Source organism: Streptomyces sp. NPDC048295 (assembly GCF_040652135.1).
Lineage (GTDB): Bacteria > Actinomycetota > Actinomycetes > Streptomycetales > Streptomycetaceae > Streptomyces.
On sequence record NZ_JBEZLL010000004.1, the window covers coordinates 306472 to 329361 of the forward strand.

A 22890-nucleotide genomic window follows, 5' to 3' on the forward strand; every position below is an offset into this window, starting at 1 on the left:
GTGATCACACACCCCCTCGGACCGAAGCCGGATCCGGATCCGGGCATACACGAGAAAGAGGTACCAAACCCCTTGACCGACGAGAAATTGGGAGGAGAATCGTCAATACACCAGAAAACCAGAGCGAGCCGCACCGTCGACGGAGACGTTCGCCGACCGAGTGACCCCCTCGTCGGCTCTGGCCAGGCCCCCGGCAGCTCCTCCGGGCCCGGAACATTCAGCGACGGCTGGAAGTCCCGGTACCGAGACGGACTACCGGGGACTGCATGTGTGCATCCCCGCGCGAACGCAGTCGCGGCGCGCCTCTGGCAATGTTGCGTCGGAGCACGGTCAGGTGCGTGCGCCAGTCGCGGGCTCAACCCAGGAGCGGGGCTGCCCACGAAGACTCCGGCGCAGTGATCGCACCAGCCGAACGGCACGTCATTTCAGTTGTCGACACGTCTTCCCATGACTGATCCCGGGCACCGGGCAAGCATGGAGGAACGGGGTGGGGCTCATGCTCTCCCCGGGGACGACGATGTGACCAGCCCGGACATGGGCCGAGGTAGGCCTGTGGGCGAAGCGCAGGCAAGGGTCAACGGGTCTCCTCGTACAGGCCGTTGCCGTTCCCCGTCGTACCGGTGTGGCCGATCCGGCGCAACACCTCGTCGCCCTGCGGGATGCCCACGTCGCTGAGCACCCGTGCCATGTTGGCGCCGACGAAGCTCCGGTCCTCCGGTGTCAGCGACTGGAGCGCCGCCGCGAGGGTGTGTTCCCAGTCGTTCCGGTCGGAGAGCAGACCGCGATGGGTCACCGTCCAGTCGAGCACGTCCTTCGCCTCTTCCGGCCGGTGCAGCAGCCAGAGGGCCGCCAGGCCGACCGGGCCGCCCGCGACGACCTCCCGGTAGAAGCGGTACGCCTCACGGTGGCCTTCGCCGAAGCCGGACGGAAGCGTCGGCCCCGCGCCGACGCCGGAGGCAGGCAGCAGCGCGGCCGGCGGGTCCAGGAACCAGTACGTGAGACCGTAGCCCTCGATCACCCGCAGCAGGCCGGGCGGCTCCACCTCGGTCGTACCGAAGTGGGGAGGCGGCGTCCGCAACGGGTCGGGGGTGCCTGGCAGCGTGGCGTTCTCGTTGATGTGGCCGACGACCAATTGCCGGGCCAGCGCCTCGGTGATCCGGTTCCGCGCCGCGAGGACCGGGTTGCTGATCCTCCAGGCGACTCCGTATCGGGCCGGGGGCTTCGGCGGCCGGCGCGGGACATCGACCGAGATCCGCCGTTCCGCGAGCGAGACCCACACGATGTCGAAGTACTCCCCCTCACGTACCTCGCGCCGGGTGGGTCGGGGATAGCCCCAGTAGTCACCGTCCCGGGGCGGCACCATCGCGTCCGTTCCGCCGTCCGCGAGGAACACCAGGGCCCGGCCCTCCGGGGCACCGAACCGAAGGCGGAACAACTGCCAGGACGCCGAGGAGCCCAGCGGCGAGATGAGCGGGCCGGTCATGAAGCGAGCCTTTCCGTCGAGGCCGTACGGGCACGGTGGTGACGCAGGACGAAGCGCAGGACACCGCGGTGGTTCCGGGCGACCGCGGCGAGGTCGGCGAGGAGGCGCGGGAAGGCGGTCCGCCGCCGCAGCTCCGGATCGCCCTCGATCAGGAACAGCCCCGCCGCCACCGTCGCGTGGGTGGCGGGGTCGTCCAGGCCCGCGACCACGAGGCCGCGGGCCCGTTCGGGGTGGACCGCGAGCAGATCGGCGAGACGCACCCGCCGTACGCCCGGAGCCCCGGGCAGGGGGAAGGAATCCCTGCTCATCGATTCGACGGCGTGAACGGCCAGACCGTGACGTGGTGAGCCCGGACCGGCGTCCTGCCACTTCCGCAGGAGGTCGAGGACGAGGGGGTGATTGGCGTCCTCGGAAAGAAGGACACTGAGCGCGAAGGACACCGCGGTGCGCAGGGGGACGCCCAGTTTCTCGTCCGCTCTGCCGAGCGCCGTGTCCAGGAGCCTCAAGGCGACGGCGGGGCGGGCCAGTCCATAACTGCCCCCGCAGGTCTCGGCCACCGTGCAGCGGAGAGCGACGGGCGCGGCTCCGCTCCATTGCCGCAACTGCTCCCGTACCGCTGCGCTGAGGGCGGGGTGCTGGACCATCTCGCCGAGCGCGTTGGCCACCAGGCGGCGGCGCCAGCGCTTGTCCGACGAAGCGAAGGGGTACAGCTGGCGCAGGGTGTCCGGCCCGGTCGCATGCGCCAGTACTTTCCCGATCGCCTCACCTGCCGCCAGTTCGACGCCGGGGTGGTGGGGCGCCTCGTCCAGGCTCTTCCACAGCAGTTCCGCCATGCCTTCGTACTCCAGCCACAGCGACCGGAGCAGGGCCTCCGACCGGTGCCGTCCCGAGAAGTCGACCGGCTGGACCGGATAGCGTTGCGCCGCTCCGTATCGGGTCGGCAGCAGGCGTGCGCCGACGGCCGCCAGCCGGTCCTCGAAGGCAGGCCCGAGTACGCCGTGCCGGGCCGACGACCCCTCGGCGGGCCCGGGCCCGCCGGCAGCGGCCGGTACCGGGCCGGCGCGGCCGTCGATGCGGCGGCGCAGAACCGCACCGAACCGCTCGACGACCGTACGGTCCTGGTCGGGCAGCAGCGAGATCGCCGCCATCAGCGAGATCAGATCCGCACGGTCGCGCGCCTCCGCGAGGGCCTTGCGGGCCGCCTCGGGGCTACCGGTGCGCAGGTCGTCCAGCACGGAAGCGGCGGACTTCCCCGCCACGACGAGGCCGCGCAGCCCCTCCGCCACCGCGACACCGTCCCCCGGCAGTGGGTGCGCGTCCAGCTGACCGGTGAAGTCCGGCGAGGCGAGGTGCCTCAGGGCGTCGGCCTCCTGACCGGCGGTGAGTTCACCCGCCTCGGCCATGGCGCGCAGGCGCTTCACAGCCACCTCGCCCGCCGGTGGCGGGCGGTGCGTGACCTGCCAGGGCACCGTGTCGCCGGGCAGCGCGGTCTCCATCCGTACGGTGACGACCAGATGGGCGCCCGTAGAGCGCAGTTGGCCGGCCAGCGCAGTGAGTCCGACTTCGCCGAGTGCGCCGGCGGCCTCCGGGGACAGGCCCTGGAGCAGATAGCCGCGCCGCTCCTTGGGGCGCCACCGCGACAGGCCGTCGGGCGAGTCCAGACCGGTGACCCCGTCGGCCCCGTACCGCTCCGCCAGCAGCGCGAACGCGGCCGTGCCCGCCCCCGTGCCGCTCCCGGCCCGCAGCAGCAGGAGGTGGCTGTCCAGCACCTTGCGGCACCGGGTATGGGTCGGCGGTTCGACGAATCCGTACAGGCGGGCGCGCACGTCCTCCGCGGGGTAAGGGCCCTCCCGCAGACGGGGTTTGGGGATGCGCTCGCTGATGTCCTCGTCGGGCTGGACGCCGATGAACACGTTGGCGTCGCCCGCGATCCCGCCCATGACCGCGAGGCCCTGGTCCACCCGTTGCTGGTTGTCGCGGTAGGAGTTTCCCGGGCCGGGACCGCTTTCGGGGGCCTCGTCGTCCGGGCCGGGGCCGGTGGTGCCCGGGTCGGCGCTCACCGGTGGTCCCCGGAGCCGTCGACCCGCTTGTCGCCCGAGACGTTGTCGCCGCCGCCCCAGTGCTGGTTGGTGCCGTGATACGTGGTGGCGCCGCCGGTGTACGAGACGTCCCGTCCGACGCTCCCCATCACGGCGGCGCCCTCGCCCACGTGCTGTGTGTTGCCGCTGTAGTGCGTGCCGGGCGGGGTCGCCGGTTCCTGTTCCCGGCCGGCGGCGGTGTCGGCCGGCGCCGCGGATTCCTCGCGCGGCCGCACACCGGCCTGTACGAGGTTTCCGGACGGCGACGGTACGTACAGCCATGCCCGCTGCGAGAAGTTCTTCCCCTCCACGGTGGCCGGGACCTCCACACAGCGGTCGGGGTGCAGTCCGGTGTACGCGCCGAGCACCACGTCCTCGTAGACGCGCTGGGAGATGACCGCCGCCAGGTGAGTGACCTCCTCGCTCGCCGCGGCCAGGATCGCCTTCACGGGACGGGAGTCCAGCAGCCGGTGGGTGTCGTTGCGAGGGGTGCCGTTGCCGTCGCCGGGACCGTCCGCGTCCGGCAGCGGTCCGACGTGGACGCTGGCCCGGAGCCGGATGCGGGGGCCCACACACTGCCTGTTGTACGCACCGAGGGTGTCGTCCAGCACACCCAGGAAGGGCCAGAGGACGAAGGGCAGCAGGGCCGGGTCGAAGCCGAACACCACGCCGTCCCCGGTGTTGGCGGGAAACCGCTTGGAGTCGCGCAGATCGTGCAGCCCGGCGCGCTCCAGCGCCTGGTCGACGAGTTCGGGGATCAACTGGCTCACCGGACCGTGCTGCACGGCGGGAAGACCGGTGAAGTCCTTCGCGTCGACGGCGAACAGCGCACGGTAGGGAGGCAACGTGCGGCTCTCGGTGTACGGGGCGGGAACAGGACTCGGGCTGGACATGCGTGAGCTCCTTGTGGGCGGTGGGACGGATACGGAGCCGAAGGCCGGCTGATTCGAGACTCCGTCGGATCCGTCCGTCCGACTGCACAGCGCAGGGCGGTTCACGGGTGTCCCGCGTCACAACGTTGACGCGTTCAGGGGGCCGGGGGCGGCGGGAGCGGCGACGCGGGAGTGGTTCCCGGGCCGGTCATCGCCCAGTCGCGCAGCGTCTTCATGTCCTTGATGACGATCGTTCTGCGGGCCGTCTCGACCGCCCCGGACTCGCGCAGCCGTTGCAGGCCGGTGATGACCGCGTTGCGGGTGACCCCGGTCGCCTGGGCGATCTCCTCCTGACTCAGGCCGGTCAGCCGAACGACATCCGAATCGCTTCCGGGCGCGGTGAGTTCGACCAGTCTCAGCAGGGCCCGCGCCAGCCGGGCGACCAGCGGGAGGGTCAGCAGTTCGGTGCGGTGTGCGTCGGACTCCCGCAGCCGGGAGAGCGCCTGGCGCATCAAGTCCATGATGAGCCCGCGCTGTTCGATGAACCGGCGGAACCGCTCCGCCTCCAGTACTACGGCCGTACAGGGCGTGAGCGCGACCACTTCCGCGGTACGCGAGGTGCCATGGAACACGGACACCTCGCCCAGCAGATCGCCCGGCCCCCGGAAGGCCAACCAGGTCACGACTCCACCCGGCTCCCGGCACACGACCTTGGCGAGCCCGCCGGTAAGGGCGAGCAGATGCGTGCCGGCGGACCCCTGCCTCAGCATCACACTGCGCTCACGGAAGGTGCGGATCGTCCCTTGGCCCCGTAGTTCGCGCCACGTCTCGTCCGACAGCACCTCTCGCCTTCCCCGTCCCCCGGTGCGTTGTCCTCGCCCGCCTCCATGAGTTCTACGCCGCCCCGGCCGCTCCCGCTGCGATCCGGGCGAGCCTGTCCGATAACGACCGCCGCCCGGGGACGGGAACACGGGGGCGGGCGATCACGTTCCGGACGCGGGTCGCGGGGTGCCGTGGAAGACCTGACCGGTGTGCCAGGACCGGTGGCGCTCCGCTACCGGGTCCGTCCCCGGCTGCGGGCCGATCAACGGGCGGCCCGCCAGCGCTGTCACGTGCTCGCGGGCTGCCGGGCTCCGACCGACGAACTTCTGCGAGACCAGGATGCGGTGGCCCTCGCCGACACCGAGGGCGCCCTTGTCGAACAGCTTGTGGTGCAGTGCGCACAGGCACAGCCCGTTGTCGATGTCGTCCGGGCCGTCGAACGCCCACCAGCGCACGTGCGCGGCCTCCAGCCCGACGGGCACCGCACCGATCCTGCCGTCGTAACCGCAGAACGCGCACTGGTACTCGTACGCGGTCAGCACCATCTCCCGCATCCGCCGGTCCCGTTGGCGCCGCCCGGCCGGAAGCGGTTCGGACTCCACCGGCACCTGCTCCAGGCCCACCGCCTCGCGGAGCTCGCCGTGGAGCGACGGCGGGAAGTGCTGGGCGAGCAGCACCCCGGCGATCCGGCCGAGCAGCGACGGCTCACGTCGCAGCGCGGCGCGCAGCTCCGGTGCCAGCCGGCCCGTCGCACCCGCCGCCCGCAGCTCCAGCACCCCGGTGCCGGGGCTGCCGGGCCCGCGATCGGTGCGTACTTCCCACACCCCGTCGCTGACCAGATGGTGGAAGGGATAGGCGGGCGTCGTCCTGTTGACCGGCCCGTACTCGGCCAGCAGCCGCTTCAGATCCTCCTCCACCGCGCTGTACCGCAACTCGCCGTCGGCGTCCTCCTGGAACCGGCCGAGGGCGTACAGGAGCAGCAGAGGTTTGTGCGGGGCCCGTATTCCGTTTCCGGTCCATTGCCTCAGCTTCGCGGCACGCTCGACCCAGTCCATGACCGGCGATCGTAGCGAGGCCGTCGGGAGGGTGCCGGGCCGACGGTGATCCGCCGCGGCACGCTCATGGGCCGAGGGGGCCACGGGCCCGCGCTGCACCGCATCCGCCGGATCAGGCGGTGGCGTAACCGGCGAGGGAGGGTTCCAGCAGGTCGAATGCGCGCTCGGCGGCTGCCGCGACCTCGGTGCGGATGTGTGCGGCGCTCCGGCCGGCGAGGGTGAGTTGCTGGATCCGGTCGAAGAGGACGCGGTGGACCGTGCCGATGAGCCCGGCGGCGGTGCACACGGTGATGTCGTCGCGGGGTGCGCCGGTGGCCTCGGCGAGGGTCTCCGCCAGGGCGGCTTCGCGCAGGTCGTGCAGGTCGCGCAGCCGGGTCGTCAGGGTGGGGCTGTCGGCGATCATGCGGGCGAAGCCGGGGCCGGAGAATCCGGCGACCGGGTCGGTGGCGTCGAGAGCCTCGGTGAAGGCACGGCGCAGGGAGGCCAGCGCCGACTCACCCGGCAGGCGACCGGACACCGTACCGGCCAGCGAGGTGATGAAGGCGTCCTGCCGGTCCAGGGCCAGGTCTTCCTTGCGCGGGAAGTAGTTGGTGACGGTCTTCTTCGCCACCCGGGCGGCGGCGGCGATCTCGGCGACGGTGGTCTGCTCGAAGCCCTGGGCGAGGAACAGACGGGTGGCGGCGTCGGAGATGAGCTGCCGGCTCTCCTGCTTCTTCGCCTCGCGCAGACCGAGCGGCGGGTCCGGGATCGGGGCCGGTGGCGTGGTGTGGGTATCCATGACGCAATCTTACCCTCGTAGTATTTTTATGTTGACACTCACATTCCCTCTGGGTAAATCTACCCTCGTAGTAAATTCTTCATGCTGGGGTGAAGGCTGCTTCCGCCCCAGCACCCGAGCGCCCGATCCCATGAGTCGCCGAGTCTCCGAGGAGAGCAGCTGTGCAGATCACCACGACGACCGTCTCGCTCACCGTCGACGACGTCACCGCGTCCCAGAAGTTCTTCACCGCCCACCTCGGCTACACCGAACAGGCTGCGGCCGACGGTTTCGCCTCCCTGGCACGCCCGGACGCGGCGGCCGACATCGTCCTGCTCGCCCGCGGCACCCATGTGCTGCTGTCCCCCCAGCGGGACCAGCACGTCTCCGGCCTGATCCTCGCCTTCACCATCACCGGCATCGAGGCCGAGGAGAAGCGCCTGCGCGCCGAGGGCGTGGAGATCACCATGCCGCTGTGCGAGGAGCCGTGGGGGGAGCGGCTCTTCCAGATCACCGACCCCAACGGTGTCGTCGTCCAATTCGTCGAATGGGCCACGGAACGCCCCTGAGACATCACCGCGGCCCAACCCGTCCGGTCCGGGCCCATGAACCTCAGCACCAGGTATCGCGAGTCAGGTCCGGGTCCACGAACCTCAGCACCAGGAATCGAGTCAGCACCATGCCACCCGCGCCCCACCCCGCCCCGTTCACCGACTGGCTTCGCCGTCATGCCGTCCCCCTCACCCACCTGGACAGCCGGGCATCGCTGGACGATCTGGAGCCGTTGCGCGACATCATCGGCGCCGCCCGTGTCGTAGCGATCGGCGAGAACTCCCATTTCATCGACGAGTTCGCCCGGTTGCGACAGCGCATCCTGCGGTTCCTCGTCGAACGGTGCGGCTTCACCGTCCTGGCCTTCGAGTACGGCTTCAGCGAGGGATTCCCCCTGGAGGCCTGGGCCCGGGGCGAGGGGGCCGACGGCGATCTGTCCGCGCACCTCGCCTCGACCATCCCGGTGGGAGTGGCCGAACCGCTGCGCTGGATGCGCAGCCACAACCGCAGCGCCGCGCAGCCGGTGCGCTTCGCCGGAATCGACATCCCCGCCGCCGGCGGATCCCTGCTGCCCGCCCTCGGCCCGGTGGCGGACTACCTGCGCCAAGTCGATTCCGAGACCCTGCCGTTGGCGGAGTCCGCCGCTCGGATCGCCGACTCGTTCGCCGGCGGCTCCGCGGCCGACGCGGCCCCCGCCTGGGCACGCCTGCCCGTCGCCGAACAGGACGCACTCAGCGCACTGCTGTCCCGCCTGCTGATCCGGTTCCGCTCGGTCGAACCGCTCTACGTCTCCCGCAGCGACCAGCACACCTACGACATCGCCCTGCGACGCCTCGAAGGCGCCTGCGCCGGGGACTACACCTTCCGCGCCATGGCCGCCCTGTTCGCGGGGGAAGGCCTGATCGCCGACACCTCCGCCCGCGACCTCTACATGGCCGAGTCCCTGCTCTGGCACATCGAGCGGTACGAGCCCGGCACCAGGATCGTGCTGGCCGCCCACAACGCCCACATCCATACGACCCCGATCTCCTTCGACGGCCGGCTGACCGGACTGCCGATGGGGCAGCATCTCCGGCGCCGCCTCGGCGACCAGTACCTCGCCCTCGGCCTGACCAGCGTCTCCGGACACACGGCGGACATGCGTCGCGACGAGAAGGTGCCCTTCGGATTCACGGTCGACAACACCGCGCTCCAACCGCCCGAGCCGGGAAGCGTGGAAGCCGCCTTCGCCGACGCGGATCTCGGGCTCGCCGTCGCCGATCTGCGCCGGGCGCGCCCGGCGATCGCTGCCACGGGCCCGCACACCGGACCGGACCGCACCCGCTTGCAGGGCACCTACCTGCGCACCTCGGTCCTCGACGCCTTCGACGCCGTCCTGTGCACCCCGACCTCCACCGTGCGGGACTTGGCAGACGGAGCCTGAGCCGACGGTGAAGGACGCTTGCCGATCCGGCCCGGAGCAGCCACATGCCGAAAGGACCCCACCGCGAACGGCGAATTCAGGGGCCCTTCGGCAATGTGCCCGGCGAGGCACCGGCGGGCATCGCCCATTGGGGCGCGGCGCGCACGCATTCGGGCGCATCACCCGCGCCGTCACCACCTCTCACTCTCCCCTGTGGTTTGAGTGATCTCCGTACGTCGTCATCCGTCATTCCGGGGCTGGTCCGCACGGTCCCCTTCCCGTGCCACCCCGCACGGTGACGGCGTCCCCAGACACGATCTCCAGGAGTTGTAGTGACATCATCACGACGGTGTGCCGGGCTTGCCGCCGCCCTGCTGGGCTCGCTGTTCCTCGGCGCTCCGGCCGCCCAGGCGGCACAGGCCACGACGGCCGCCACGGTCACCAGTGACACGCACCGGCCCTACGTATGCCGGGGCCTGGTACCGGACCCCATCCCGTACCCCCTGCGCTCGGACTACTTCTGCGAGGACTGGCGGCTCGGCCCGAAGAAGCTGCCGACCCATGGGCTGGTGGCGAACACCCTCAAGGGCTACGAGCGCCTCGGCCGCCTCACCGCGGTCCAGTTCCTGAACCGGTGGTGGGACCCGGCTGCCGACACCGGCCAGGGCGACTGGCGCTACCCGGACGCCGACGGCTACGCGAAGAACCCCCAGGGTCAGCCGATCGCCGCCGAACTCGTGCTGCACGCGGGCCAGAAGGTCGACCGCTACGGCAATGAGGCGGGCCGCTACCTGGCACCCGCCGGCACCAAGTACGGGAAGCGGAGCATCCCGCCGTCCAGCCTCAACACCGCCGATCCGCGCCACCCGTACAACTACTACCTGTACCGGGTGACCAGGGACGTCAAGGTGTGCGCGGGGCCGATCGCCCCGGCGTTCGAGCAGCCCGGCCTGGGCGTCCAGTACGTGACGTCGAGCTCGTACTGCCCGAACATTCCGCGCACCTCCGTGCTGGACCTGGTGCGCAACGGGACCCTGGTGCGGCTCGCGACCCCCTAGCTTCCCGGCCACGGCGGCCGGCGCACGCCTCGCACAGCAGGAGACCGATTCCGTGAACCTTCACCAGCTGTGCGAGGCACTGCGGGCAGCCGGGGTTCCCGATGCCCTCTACGAGATCCCCGGCTGCCCGGGCGGCCATCCTTCGCGCGAGGGCTACTACCTGGCTCGGCGCGAGGGCGCGTGGATCGTGGGAGTCCACGAGCGCGGCAGACGCGAGGTACTGGAGACCTTCGCCGATGAAAGCCGGGCCTGCGCATGGCTCTACGAACGCCTCACGGACGAGAGTTCGCCGCCTGTCCGGCCCACGGCGACGGAGACGGACGAGCTGCTGCACGACAGTGAAGGCATCGAACGGCGAGCACAGGAACAGCTCGAACAGGCGCTCGCGGAAAACCGGCGCGGGACCCGCGACGACCCACCGACCGGTGGCCACTGAGCCGTGCCGACGGCAATACGTAGGTGGTGGACGGGGGTGGGCGAGTCCAGAACCGAGACCGAGTGCCGGCTCACGCCGTCTTGACGACGATCGACTCGGAACCGGCCTCTCCAGGTCGTCCCGTCCGGGGCGCAGACAGCGACCTGCCCCTTCTGCTCTCGCGCGATGACGGCGAGCACCGCGTCGATCGCGTGCTTGTGGCCGTGCGACTTGGCATCGGCCAGGTGGCGGCGGGCCCGGCGGGCCTCGTCCTTTCCATGGCGGTGGCCTTGAGCCCGGAGAGCACCCAGCCCCAGCGCTGCTCGGTGGTTCCGCCGTCGTACGCCTCGACCGCCGTCACCGGAGCCGTCACCATCGGAGCCGTCACCACCTCCGCCTCACCCCGGGCCGCGAGGTCGAGCCAGGCGGTCGTCTTCCGGTCGCCGGGCACGGCCAGGGACAAGGCCGAGTGGTCGAGTCCGGTCCCGGCGCCGTTCTTGTCGGTCGCCCCGTGGGGAGCCGCAGCGGCCGTCGAGGGTGAATCGGGTTTCCGCGTCCCCTCCACGGCCCCCTCACGCCGATGGCCCCGGCCCCGTGGCGGGGGCCGGGGCGATCGGCCAGGTGGTGCGCTCAGGCACCGTCAGCGGGGACATGGACCCTGGGCGTCAGCCCTGGCGCGCGTCCGTGACCTTCCCCGTGAGGAGGGGGCCATCCATCCACTCGTCCCCCTTGAGGATGTACACCTGCATCCGCAGGGACTCCTCCGGCTCGGTCAGCGCGTCGGTGACCGTGGGCACGGACACTTCGGTGCTCGTCCTGCCCTTGGGGACGGACACCCAGAGGGAGGGACTGTCCGTGGACAGGGGCCGCTCCGGGTCGGCGGCCTCGCCGAGCTCGGAGAGCCATTCCTCGTCGACGTCCTTCGTGGACAGCTCCGTACCCTCGCGCACCGGCAGGAGGTCGAACCGCGTCTCGATGCTGGTGTCGGCGGGCTGGGAGAGCTCCACCTTCCAGGTGAGCTTCTGGCCCTCGGTGACCGAGTCGGCGACCGGGGTGACGGTGACCGTGGGCATGGGGTCGTCGTTCTCGACGAGCACGCCCCCGAAGGCGCCGCCGACCGCCGTGCCGCGCACGGCCTTGGCCGCGACCTCGTGTCGGAGGTCGTAGTTGAAGCGGGAGTTGCCCGTGACCGTGATCGGCACGTCCACGGAGCCACCGGCCTTCACCGTCACGGTGCGGACGGTGGACTTGTAGGTCTCCGGGTCGCGGACGGCGAGCTTGATCACGCCGGTGCCCTTGCCGGTGACCCGGACGGGCACGCGGTAGGTGCGGGTGCCGGAGTCGCCCTCCTTGACCGTCAGTCTGCCGATGTCGACGCGCGGGAGCGCGACGGGGTGTACCGCCGGGGTGCCGGGGCGCCAGCCCCAGGCGTCCATCAGCCAGAGCTCGCCGGAGGTGCTGCGCGGGGTGAGCTCCAGCGACTGCGTCCGCTTCAGGTCGACACCGGCGCTGACGGCGGCCTTCAGCGGGACGCGGACCTCACGCGCCCAGTGTGCGGCCGTCATTGCGGAGCCGGGAAGGCCGTCGACGGTGACCTGACCGAGCCTCACCCGCTTGCCGGAGGCGTCGGTGAGGGCGACGTCGAGCCGGGTGCCCCGGGTGTTCGGGGGCACCATCACCCGCAGGGCGAGCGCGTCGGAGCCCGCCAGCGAGAAGGCGCGCTCCGGCGTCAGCCGGACCGGGGTGCCCGGCTTGGTCCAGCGGGCCGTGACCGCGTTGCGGCCCGGCTCACTGGTGGTGTCCGCCCAGGACGCGAAGTGCGGCGACCTACCGGGTTCGGAGTCCGGCCTGCAGGCCCGGGTGGCGCTCGTCGTGATCTGCCGGCACACGCGCCCGTTCGTCACCGAGAGCGGGCCGTCGGGCCGGATCGCCGGGGTGCGGTTGCCGCCGACGGCGTGGGTCAGCACCCGGGCGGGGCCGGCCGAGGGCGCGCGCCGGTCGGAGCCGTCGAGCAGCGGGCGGACCCGGTCGTCGCCCGCGAGGAAGAGGCGCGCGGCGGCGGCGATGTAGGTGGTGCCCGCCGTTTGTTGCTGCTTGGCGCTCAGCCGGGTCTTGGCCTGTGCCGAGCAGACCGGGTCCGGGTTGTTCTTGTCGTCCCAGAAGTCGTCGGCGGCCGGGGCCTCGGCCTGGCCGGGCGTCCACTCCGTGTTGAAGAAGTTGTGGTTGGCACCGACCATGTACACCGCGCTGTGCAGCGCCGTGCCCCGGCCGATGCCCCGGGTGCCGTCGACGTAGATCTGGCCCTGAAGATCGCTCACATCGCCGTCACAGCCCGGCAGAATGGTCATGGAGGGCACGTCGGGCGTGGGGTTCTGGCCGAAGATGGTGGGGCCGATCAGGACGGTGCCCCGGATCCGCCAGGCCACCGGCCCCCGGTAGCCGTCCTCGGCGGGCGGCGGCGGGGAGACGCTGTCGAGGGCCGCCCGGTTGACGCCCTCGCCGCCCCGGGAGTGGCCGACCAGGAGCACCTTCGAGAGGTCCGCGGGCTCCGTCGCGCGCACGGCCTCGGGAGCCTTCGCGGGGTTCGCGCCCCACTCCGCCCAGCGGGCGAGGTGCTGGCGCACCAGAGACGAACGGGCCTGCGCCCCGGAGTCGGCCGTGCGGCCGTCCTGCGCGTTGACACCGTTCGCGGAGATGGACACCGTCACATAGCCCTGGGACGCCAGGCGCTTCTGGTCGTGCAGAAAGCCGCGGTAGCTCGGGACCTCCTTGTTGCCCGGCTTGCACGGCCACTGCATGCTCGGGTTGTTCTTGCCGGGCTCGTAGCAGGTGGCGTTGCGGCCGTGGAGGAAGAGCGCCAGCGGCCGCTTCCCCGGTGCGTCCGTCGGGCCGACGACCGTGGCGCGCATCTCGACGGGCTCGGCGTAGCCCGGCAGCCTGACCGATTTCAGGACGTACTCACCGCTGCTGGTGCGGTACTTACCGGCGACACCGGGGTCGACCGGGTTGGCGGGGAACGGGTCCTGGGGCGCCGCCGCGGCCGACGAGCGCCGCTGACCGGGTGCCTGGTCAGCCCCTGTGTCGTCCAGTCGCCGCGAACCGGCGACCACCTGGAGTTCGCTCACCGGTCCGACCCTCGCTCCGTCGAGGCGGAGCCGGAAAGTGCGTTGGTCGGGGGAGGGCTCCGGGACGCCGAGGGTCCGCTTCCCCGAGCGGAACTCGACCAGGGCGCCGCCCATGCCCACGGGCTCGGGCGAGCTCCAGATCAGCTCCCCGCCCTCGATACGCCACCCCTCCGGCAGCCGCTCCCCGGAGGCGCCCGGCGGCGCGCCGGGTATGGAATCGGCGGCCGGCTGCGCGTGCGCCGGCGCACCCGTCGCCAGCGCCACGGCCGCCAAGGCAGCCGTCAGCGCGCGTGAGACCTGTCTCACGATGGTGTCTCCTCGTCGTTGGTCGTGCTTCAGCGCCCCAGGAATCCCAGGGGCCCCTCGCGCCTGAGAGAGGGGGACGTGTCGTCACCGGTTGTCCCACCTGGGGAAACCTGACAGGAATCTGACAGGAATCTGACAGGAGCCGCGGACGGGAGCCGGACGGGAGTCATGGGCCGGTGAGTCATGGGCCGGTCCGCTGGTCGAGGGCTTCTGGCCCGGAGCGGCGGTCCGACGTCCGTGCGGCGGACCGTGACCTGCCCGCTGCGACGCGAATCACCTGGCTCGTTGCGGCCGTACTGGCGTCCGTGGTCGTCGCCCTGCCGGCCTTCATGCTGAAAAGCTGCTCAGGGACAGGACAATCCGAGGCTGTCTTCGTAGCCGGCACGGGGTTCGCCGGCTGCATGGTCCTGCGCCTCGGGGGGCTGACCACGGCCTTCGGTACCCGGCTGGACAGCGAGCAGAACGCCAAAGGCCCGGAAGGGCAACGCTGTCCGGGCCGCAAACGGTTCGAACCCGTCACTCACGACCACGAACGTCGAAGGGCCCCGCAGCAAGCTGCGGGGCCCTTCGACGTATTGCCCGGTGAGAGCAATGGCGGAGGATACGAGATTCGAACTCGTGAGGGGTTGCCCCCAACACGCTTTCCAAATGTTCGCCCGGGGGTCCGGGGACGGCCGCAGGCGTTCTGACCTGCGGGGGAGTGGCTGTGGTGGTCATGTACGGACGTCCTCGGACGAGGGCGAATGAGACCAGAACTGAGACCTGGATCGCTGGTACTTCCGGCCGCGGGAACTCAGCGGGCTGGCGTGGGCTCGTCCGTCCGAGGGCGAGGCCCATCAGGCAAGGTCCCGTTCCTCCCAGCGATCCCGGAACCAGGCCAGCGTCGCGTAGAGACGCTCTCGATTCGCGTCGTCCTCCAGTACGGACAGGCGGATGCTGGGCCGCAGCTCCAGCTTGCCCTCTGGGAGGGAAACGCCGTCCATCGCGTTCAGCCGGTTCAGCAGCTCCATGCGCTGCGCGCGGTCGATGAAGGGCTCGCGGTTCGCCATGTGTGCGAAGACGACCTCCGCTACGCCGCCCCGCCCGCTACCGGGATACAGAGTGAGCGGCCAGATGCCCCGACCTGGTGCTCCCGCTTGGCCCAGCATGAGAAACGCGCTGGTGGTGACTTCGCCGGCGCCGTAGCCGATCCATCCTCCGAGCTTCTCCCACCGGGCGAGGAGCTCGCGGACGGCGGAGACGGTTGCCGGGACGTCGTCCGCCACGAGCTGGTGAAGGAACCGCGCGGCTCGGGTCTCTTTACCGGTCTGCTCCGGCCCGGCCGACGAAGCCTCCTCCGTGAATTCACCCTCTGCCTTGCCCAGGAGCAAGGAGAGGTCATCCACGTTGAGGCGTTGCGCTGAATCGGCAGCTCCGGTGACCGTGAAGTCGATGCCGTCGGCGCTGAGCCGAGCGCGGACGTCTCCGCCGTCCGATCCCGTCCACCGGAAGCCGTCCGCGATCTTGCCGTCGGCGTTGAGGACTCGGTAGGCGTTGGCCACCCCCTCGGTGTTGGCCAGGTGAACGCCAACGGCCTGTGCCCCCGAGCCGATGAAGGCGGCGAGGTCTCCGTAGGAGGTCCAAGTGCCGTGGGGAAGGGCGGCGAGTACCTGATGGGCGAGGCGCCAGTCCCGGCTGCGCTCGGCGCGTCCTGCATTCCTGAGAGGTGCGGGCCACATACGGATGGCCCGGTCGGCGAGGTCGTCGGCCCGCGCCAGGATCTCCTCGGCGCCCCAGCGTTCCGTGGCGGCGATACGCCGGTTCATTTCCAGATGGCTGCCCTCGAGGAGTCCTTGCTTGCGTTCGAAGGGGTGGTTCGACAGCTCGGAGTTGATGCCGGTCAGCGTCAGGTTGCCGAGTGTGTGCTGAAGCCGCTTGTGCAGATCTTCCGTGCTTTCACCCTCCGTGGTGTCCGCGTCGAGCATCCGCAGCCACTCTGCGCCGGGTGACTGCGGCATCACGTGCTCAATGGTCAGCTGCGCCGATGCGAAGTCGACCGGCTCGGGGTGGTCGTAGCTCTCCTCCATCCGCTGCAGTACGAGCCTGCGCTGGTTCGGCCGACCGTATTGGTAGAACGGCGCGGAACGGATCTTGTCCCGCAGTTCCTCGTCGTCGGGCCAGGACCGGTTCTCGGCGGAGAGCAGCTGGTGCAGCCCTTCAGCCACTCCTTGCGCCTGGGGAAGCTGCGCAGGCACGGACTGGAAGATCCTGTTGAGGTTGGCGGTGGGGACCCGGCAGATGGTGCGCCGCACAAGGAAGCTCTCGATGTACGCCATGGCGCGCGCTGCTTCGACGGCATCGATGTTTCTGCGGTCGTGCATGTCGAGCACCACCATGAGCGCCGGATAGGTCACCACCGCCTGCCAGTCCTGCAACCGCTTCAGGTGCGCGCGGAGGTGAGAGTCGGGCTCCTCTTCGGGGCGGATGATCCTCCGGAAGTGCTTGCTGCGCCGGTGGAGCTCCTCGACGTACGACTCGATGTCCGCCTCGGCGGGCACTTCGGTCGCCACTCCGCGCTCGAAGCGCTGTTGCTGCGCGGTGTACAGGTCCTGGCGACGTACCCGGTCGTCTCCGTCAAGCACCAACTGCAGCCACATGAGCTGTTCGAGCTCGTTGTTGCTCAGACTGCTCTGCAGCGGCAGCCAATGGCTCTCGTACACCTGCTCGCCGCGGGTCGGCAGCCGCATGAACAGGTAGTTGCGCAGCAGGTCGGCCTGGCTGAGCTTCAGGCCGGTGTTGTTGAGAGATTCGAAGATGCGGTGAACGTTGTCGCCGCGCTCCGCGGTGACAGTGACCAGCGACAGCCGGGACGTGATGGCCTGTTCGATCCGTAGCGCGTCCCGGGATGCCGCGGGGGCATCCGCCTCCGCGAGTTCCACGAGCTTGCGGCGGAAGTAACGGTAGGCCCCCGCGATCCTGTCTCCCGATACCTGCTCCGACCGCACCGCACGCACGTGCGCGGCGTACTGCGGCCGGTCAGCCTGCGTCGGCAGGAGACGAAAGTGGTCCCCGCCCTTCTTGCGCTTGTTGATGAGGTATTCCTCGTCGATGCGCTCCGCCTCGTCCGGCTGTGTGTCGGCGATATGGTCACGGATAGCCGCGAGGGCGAGCGAGAGGGTGGTCATTCGCTGCTGACCGTCGACGACGAGCCAGCGGGGGAACGTGGCGTCGGTCTGCGGGGAGGGGGCGAGCACGACTGAGCCGAGGAAGTGCGTACTCGCCGCGACGTCCGTGCCCACGAGCTCGGACTGGTCCAGGATGTCGCCCCACATCTGGGCGAGCTGCTTCTCGGTCCAGGAGTACGTCCGTTGGTAGAGCGGGATCTGAAACTGCTGGGCACGCCCCTGCACCAGGTCGGCGAAGTGTGATTCCTCAGCCCGCATATTGGTGTCCGTCCTCCGTCGCCTCGGCCCGTTGGGGCCTTTGGGGGACGACGATATGGCCGAGTACTGACGAGAACCACCGCCGACGAGGATCAGGCAGCTCGGCAGCGACTGGAGCAGGGCAGACCAGTACGGGGACAGCTACGTCGAGAGGCTTTCGGTTGAGCCCCTGACCCCACCGCGAATCTCTGCGGGCTCCGTCGCCTCCCGAGTGGATGTGAGTCAGCTGAGGGACGGGTCGCCGGACGATGCCCTCTTCGGCACCACCCGTATCGCCAGTGCGGTGCCGTCCGGCCGGAAGGAACTCGCTCCCCAGTCGCCGATGTCGTCCGGCTTCGGCCAGTCCTTGCGCCGCTCGTATGCCCGTCGGCGGTACTCCTCGACCTTGCCGTCCGCGAGCAGGTCGTACAGATCCGCGGCCATGCCGGAAAACGCCTCCACTCGCGTGCCGTTGATACGGAAGACCTGGTCAGTGCCCACGTATGGTTCCCCCGCAAAACTGGCCTTCGCGTCGTGGACACTGGCAGTCCCGGCGAAGGTCGTCTCACTGAAGTGCTTGCGGCCCTGGTCGTCGATCAAGTATTGGCCAACCTTTCCACCGCCGCCGGCCAGCGAGAGCTGCCCGGCGGCATGGGCGCGGGCGATCACTCGGCCGAACCACGAGAACTCCTTCTCGGGGATCAGGAAGGAGTTGTGCCGGTCCTCCCTGCCCTGTGTCGAGTCGGCTACCGAGTTCACGTACGGCAGGGCTCGGCGTCCGATGGCCACATCGGCTGAATACGCACCCGACGACGGCCGTACCGGGAGCCTGATGTCCCCTTCCGCGTGCAGGACGTGGACGGTCACACCGGCGGACGCCAGGAACTCGGTCGAAGTGATGAGCGCGGGGGTTTCGTTGCCCTGTCCCAGATGGAATCGCTCCACCCGCTCGCTGCCCCGGTCCAGTTGTCTGTACGTCGTGCGAGAGCTTGCGGATGTCTTCGGCTTCACGGCCTGGTGGTTGCCGTTCACGGTCACCACGAAGACCCGCGATCCTTCCCCGGGGCGCCATGCCTCCAGCAGGAAGTCCGGCCGCGCTCTCGCGCCGAGAGTTGCGGCCGGCTTGGTCCGCGCGAAGCCGGGGAGCAGCACGGTGTCCGTGTCGACGATGCTGATCAGGTGGTCCGGATACCGCTCGCGCAGCGTTCGTTCCGCGACAGCGAGCCCGAACGCCCGGCCCAGCTCTCTCGCCTGCATACCCCGATAGGACAGTTCGGGGGCCTTCCCTTCCTCAGTGAGGCGCAGGCTTCCGTGTCGGTCGGCGGCGAAGGCCCGGCAGTACTTCAGGCCCTGCCAATGCTCTGCCAGCCCTCTGCCCCGACCCTGTCGAGCCAAGGTCGTAGCGCGTGCGAACGTCGCGAGGATGTCCCAAGGAGTTATCTGTAGCAGGCCACGCTCGGTTCGGGGAAGGTGACACACGTCCGCCTTGCGGGGGCCGTGGCCTTCGCCCGTGGTCTTCCTCTTCGCCCGCTCGCGGTCGATGGCTGCGGCCGCCTTCCCCACTCCGACGATGAGCTCGGGTGATGAGTGCACCTGCACGGTCAGGGGGTCATCGAGACGCTTGATCACGTTGAAGGCCGTTGAGTCCATGGCACAGGACGGTAGGAATCGCTGATATCGACGACAAGAGTGTGATTCAGGCCATGCGGATGCAGATACCTTTCCCCATAGGGCGCTGAATTGGCCGCTCATGGCTGTATTTCCACAAAAGCGGGATGCGGGGTCGTCGCCCTGGTCACCGAAGACGAACTACACGAGGTCGAACCGGGGAGTCCGCCGAGGACCAGTCGATGGTGAAGAAGCCGACGATGCGGTGGGAGACTCCGCCGATCTGGGCCTCGGCGGGCTTGTCGTCGCTCCACGAAGCCCACCGCACCGGCGCGACGTGCCCGCGTGCCTCGGCTTTCTGAACCCGGGCCTGTGGACAAGAACGAGGACAACGGGGCCTGAGGAAGCGAAGAAGGGCCCTACCGAAACGGTGGGCCCTTCGACGTATTGCTCGGTGAGAGCAATGGCGGAGGATACGAGATTTCGAACTCGTGAGGGGTTGCCCCCAACACGTCCAAATGTTCGTATGGATGTCCGGCGGAGGTCATGGGTGTCCTGACCTGCGGCGGATCGTTTGGGACAGCCCCGTCCGAACGCTCCTGAACAGAGGTGAATGAGACCGGGACTGAGACCAGCCAGCTCCGGCCTTCGGTGATCGTTTAGGAGCCCTCGGAGCACGTCAGGCCAGTGGGGGATCCGGGCCTTGAAAGTGCTTGCTCCGCGATGTCGGCGATGCTTCTGACGTGTTCTTGCAGCCCGGCATGCTCCGTGGCCTGCCGTCGTCCGACCAGAACTGGTACGTGTCTCGACTGAAGCAGCGCACCGATTCTGCCAGCGTCCGTGGAGCAGCAGTTCCAATTCAGCATGGTCATTCGTGATCAGGATCTCGACGGCTGGGCCGACGTCGGATTATGCGTCGGTGCCGCAGGCTTCCTTGAGGATCTCGATGCTCTCTTGGTCTTTTGGTTCGGAGCGTCGGAATTGAGGGTGACCAAGGTCCATTTGCAGTGCGGCGTGAAGTGGCGCGGGGTAGCGGGTTCGGTCGGACCACGAGAGTGCCTGGTGGCTGAGTCGGGCTGCGGCGACGGCGAGGGCTTCGCGCTCGTACCCGCTGCGTGTGTACATCGGAGTGATTTCGCGCGTGGTCATGCTGTACCAGGGGGAGTTGAGTTCGTTTTCCTTGCGCTCGTCAGCGTTCTTTGACGCCTTGCCGGGATCCGCGCGCCATCGGGTCTTCCACTGTCCGTGGCGCTTCTTACCGTAGTTGCGGGGCTCGGTAAACAGGAACCAGGGATGCCCCTCGGGACGTTCTTCCGGGTAGTAGAGGTCGCTGGAGGTCTTGAGCGGCTTGGTGGTGCCGTTCTTCAGCTTCTCGGTGACGGATACGAGTCGCGGCATCTCGGCCTGTGCGCAATTCATGCGGATGATGCTGACGGGGTTCCAGGAAGCGGGCAGGCCACTCCCCGGAAGCCACAGGCGCGGGTCGTCCGGGTCCGGGGTGAGGCCCTGCTTGTTGTTATGCAGGCCCGGCCACACGCGGCGGCTGGCATGACCGTCGATCATCAGGGCGTACGGGAGCCCATCGAGCTCGTCGCTGAGGTCTTGGAGGGCGGTACGGACGTCCTCGCCGGCCTGTGCCCAACGCTGCATTTCACCTTGGCCGTCCTGCGTGTGCAGAGGGTAGTTGGAGGCATGGAAATTGCTCTGCGCCCGCGCGTAGTGCTCCCACTGCGGGTGGATGTTGCTCCAACCGAGCATGCGCCAGGTCTCGCCGGCCTTGCGGGACGGGATCACCGCGGTGACGGTGATGATCCTCTTGGGCTGTCCCTTGTACTTGCGATCGGTGGCCTGCTTGCGGATATGGATGCCCACAAAGGCCATGCGGGGCAACGGATAGGGGTCGTCTTCAGGGTAGAGAGCACGCTCGAACCGGTCGTCGATCACGCCGCACGATCGGTACAAGTCCAGCTGGCCCATGTAGACGCGGTGGTCTTCGAACGCCGCAGCGGGCTTCTTGACGATGCTGAACGACTTGGTGAACGGGTCGTAGGTGCGGCCGACCAAGAACTGAGACGGCACTGCGGCCTTTGCGAGCTCCCGTACTACCTGGTGTTTGGCGTCATTCTCGGCGAGGGCGGATTTCACCTCGGCGGGCTTCATGCCTTCGTGCTCTTCTCCGCGGACGGGGAGCTCCGTCTCGCACCAGGCCGCGAGGAGCACGTCCGGTTCCGCGAACTGGCTGATGAGGGCATCGGCGTCCGAGGCCCTCTCCTTTCCAGGGCCGTGCTTCAGCAGAGTCTCGGCGTTGCAGAAGACTGCCTCGATGCCCTCCGCGAGGGGCGTGGTGTCCTTTCCGTTGGGGTCGGGGTCGATGCGTTCCGGATCGAGGCCGTAGGGGTGGGCGAGACCATGGATCATGCGCGTGAGGGTCTCGTCCCGGTACCAGAGGCACAGGATGCGGAGTTTGGTGTAGCCGGCTGCTTCGATGGAGCGCCGGATGCTGTCGGGCGAGGGATTGCCGATGAGGTCGATGTAATCCCCGTCGCTCTTTCGCTTCTTCTTCTCCTTCTCCTGCGTCGAGGTGACGGGTTCGTGGTGCCGCTTGCCGAAGACGTTCCCTTTCGACTTCAGTTCGAGCAGAGAGACGACGTCGCCGAAGGCGCGCCGGATCTGGTCCTGGAGAAGAGAGAGCTGGTAGATGCCGGCGCCGGTACCGACGGCGAAGGAGTCCGTTTTGGGCATGGTCGGCCGGATGGTGCCGGGCGCGGGTGTGAGGATGTCGATCCTCTTGCCGTTTTCGTCCCTGAGGTTCAGGCGGTGGCGTTCGTCGGCAACGCGTTCCTCCAACGTCGTGAGCGCTGTCCGGTCGGCGTCGAGTTTTGCCAGGATCTCCAGCGCGTGCTTGTTCGCCTGGCGCAGGCCCCATCCGTCCAGAGAGAGGGACAGCAGGGGGCGCTGCGTCCCTTGATCGAGCAAGGCAGTGCGCGCGTGGACCACGGTGTTGTTGACACGGCGGATGTGTGCGTTCAGGTTCAGGACGGGGTTGGGCTCGGCGGTGTAGGTGGCCATCTTCACCGAGACGCGGGACATGGCGTATTGGACTTGCGCCCGCGTGGGGTCCTTGGGACGGGCGGTGGCAGCTTCACTGATGTTGACGGGGTGGGCCAGGGAGGCGAACAGCGGGCCGATGGGGTGATCCCATGCGATCAGATCGCCGTCGCTGTCGGGTCGGTAATGCACGGCCGCGGTGTTGGTGGACGGCTGCCAGTCGACGATGCGTTCCTTCGCCACGCCGTCCTTCGTCTCGTACGGCTCACGGACCGGTTCCACTTCCGTGTCCAAGAGCGGTTTAGCGGCCAGCTTCTTCGCGATATGCCACTTCACCGCCTGATAAGCCCAGCTGTCAGGGCTGGCTGGCCTGCCGTCCTGCTGGGCGAGGATGTTCTCGGCGAGGCTGAGCGACTGCGGCGTGACGCCGGCCACCAGTTTCGCCAGGGCGGGCTCGTCCATGAACGGGATCTCGTCGAGAGGAATCCTGCGGACGATCCCTTCCAGGTAGGTGAAGACGTTCTTGAGGACGCCGGGTTCCACGGGGCTGAGCGTCACCATGAACGCCAGGTTTCTGTCCAGGTACACGTACCCGTCGGTGATCTGCTGGAGAACGGTGACCGCGATGGAGTACGGAATCAGGAAGGGGTCGGAGTCCTGTACGCCAGCGATCCGCTTGCTGTTACGGGTGGCCGTGCTGCCCAGGTCGCGCCAGGCTCTGCGCGTTGGCGAGTGGTAGTCACCGAAGTCCCAGACCAGGGCGGTCATGCCGTCCAGGAGCTGTGGGGTGCACTTGATCGATGTGGTGTGTGCGGTGAGATCCCGCTGCGTGCTGCGACGCCCCATGGACGGTCTTACCTCTTCTCTCGGCTTTTCTCCCGAACAGGGAAAGCAGCCCCCGCCTGCAC

At 69.2% G+C, this 22890-nt stretch carries 15 protein-coding genes; 4 read left to right on the forward strand and 11 right to left on the reverse strand.

All coding sequences use genetic code 11. The annotated features are described in order from the left end of the window. Window positions 1–574: 574 nt before the first annotated feature. The 6 genes from AB0D53_RS08035 to AB0D53_RS08060 all read right to left on the reverse strand — a co-directional run bounded on the left by AB0D53_RS08035 (window position 575) and on the right by AB0D53_RS08060 (window position 7088). The gene (locus AB0D53_RS08035; protein ID WP_362441710.1) at window positions 575–1483 is read right to left on the reverse strand and encodes a hypothetical protein; all 909 of its coding nucleotides are present in this window, start codon (window positions 1481–1483) and stop codon (window positions 575–577) included. Then, window positions 1480–3543: a hypothetical protein gene (locus AB0D53_RS08040; RefSeq protein ID WP_362441713.1), complete on the reverse strand. Its 2064-nt coding sequence runs from the start codon at window positions 3541–3543 to the stop codon at window positions 1480–1482. The genes AB0D53_RS08035 and AB0D53_RS08040 overlap by 4 nt, the downstream gene beginning before the upstream one ends. Next, the gene (locus AB0D53_RS08045; RefSeq protein WP_362441716.1) at window positions 3540–4454 is read right to left on the reverse strand and encodes a hypothetical protein; all 915 of its coding nucleotides are present in this window, start codon (window positions 4452–4454) and stop codon (window positions 3540–3542) included. The genes AB0D53_RS08040 and AB0D53_RS08045 overlap by 4 nt, the downstream gene beginning before the upstream one ends. Before the next feature lie 134 nt (window positions 4455–4588). After that, entirely contained in the window at window positions 4589–5275 is a 687-nt protein-coding gene (locus AB0D53_RS08050) for a Crp/Fnr family transcriptional regulator (protein WP_362441719.1), read from the reverse strand. A gap of 141 nt (window positions 5276–5416) precedes the next feature. Beyond that, window positions 5417–6310: a phosphorothioated DNA-binding restriction endonuclease gene (locus AB0D53_RS08055; RefSeq protein ID WP_362441722.1), complete on the reverse strand. Its 894-nt coding sequence runs from the start codon at window positions 6308–6310 to the stop codon at window positions 5417–5419. 112 nt (window positions 6311–6422) lie between these two features. Further along, complete coding sequence (locus AB0D53_RS08060) at window positions 6423–7088, reverse strand: TetR/AcrR family transcriptional regulator (RefSeq protein ID WP_362441725.1); 666 nt, start codon at window positions 7086–7088, stop codon at window positions 6423–6425. A 161-nt stretch (window positions 7089–7249) separates the two neighbouring features. Here AB0D53_RS08060 and AB0D53_RS08065 point away from each other — a divergent pair, with 161 nt between their 5' ends. The 4 genes from AB0D53_RS08065 to AB0D53_RS08080 all read left to right on the forward strand — a co-directional run bounded on the left by AB0D53_RS08065 (window position 7250) and on the right by AB0D53_RS08080 (window position 10515). Next, entirely contained in the window at window positions 7250–7636 is a 387-nt protein-coding gene (locus AB0D53_RS08065) for a VOC family protein (protein WP_362441728.1), read from the forward strand. Window positions 7637–7746: 110 nt separating this feature from the next. Then, window positions 7747–9042, forward strand: coding sequence for an erythromycin esterase family protein (locus tag AB0D53_RS08070; RefSeq protein ID WP_362441731.1), 1296 nt, complete (start codon window positions 7747–7749; stop codon window positions 9040–9042). A gap of 311 nt (window positions 9043–9353) precedes the next feature. Continuing rightward, the gene (locus AB0D53_RS08075; RefSeq protein WP_362441734.1) at window positions 9354–10079 is read left to right on the forward strand and encodes a TNT domain-containing protein; all 726 of its coding nucleotides are present in this window, start codon (window positions 9354–9356) and stop codon (window positions 10077–10079) included. A 52-nt stretch (window positions 10080–10131) separates the two neighbouring features. Continuing rightward, window positions 10132–10515: a hypothetical protein gene (locus tag AB0D53_RS08080; RefSeq protein WP_362441737.1), complete on the forward strand. Its 384-nt coding sequence runs from the start codon at window positions 10132–10134 to the stop codon at window positions 10513–10515. A gap of 70 nt (window positions 10516–10585) precedes the next feature. On the opposite strand, the gene AB0D53_RS08085 is transcribed toward AB0D53_RS08080, so the two are convergent. The 5 genes from AB0D53_RS08085 to AB0D53_RS08105 form a co-directional block, all read right to left on the reverse strand. After that, window positions 10586–11059, reverse strand: a complete 474-nt coding sequence (locus tag AB0D53_RS08085) for a hypothetical protein (protein ID WP_362441740.1) — start codon at window positions 11057–11059, stop codon at window positions 10586–10588. A 100-nt stretch (window positions 11060–11159) separates the two neighbouring features. After that, window positions 11160–13925 carry a hypothetical protein gene (locus AB0D53_RS08090; protein ID WP_362441743.1) on the reverse strand — a complete coding sequence of 922 codons (2766 nt, stop codon included), beginning with the start codon at window positions 13923–13925 and terminating at the stop codon, window positions 11160–11162. 836 nt (window positions 13926–14761) lie between these two features. Continuing rightward, complete coding sequence (locus AB0D53_RS08095) at window positions 14762–17347, reverse strand: DUF262 domain-containing protein (protein ID WP_362441746.1); 2586 nt, start codon at window positions 17345–17347, stop codon at window positions 14762–14764. Window positions 17348–17569: 222 nt separating this feature from the next. Beyond that, a complete protein-coding gene (locus AB0D53_RS08100; RefSeq protein ID WP_362441749.1) occupies window positions 17570–19078 on the reverse strand; it encodes a hypothetical protein in 1509 nt (502 codons plus the stop codon). 765 nt (window positions 19079–19843) lie between these two features. Further along, window positions 19844–22828 (reverse strand): RNaseH domain-containing protein, encoded by a 2985-nt coding sequence (locus tag AB0D53_RS08105; protein WP_362441752.1) that lies wholly within the window; start codon window positions 22826–22828, stop codon window positions 19844–19846. Window positions 22829–22890: the final 62 nt, after the last annotated feature.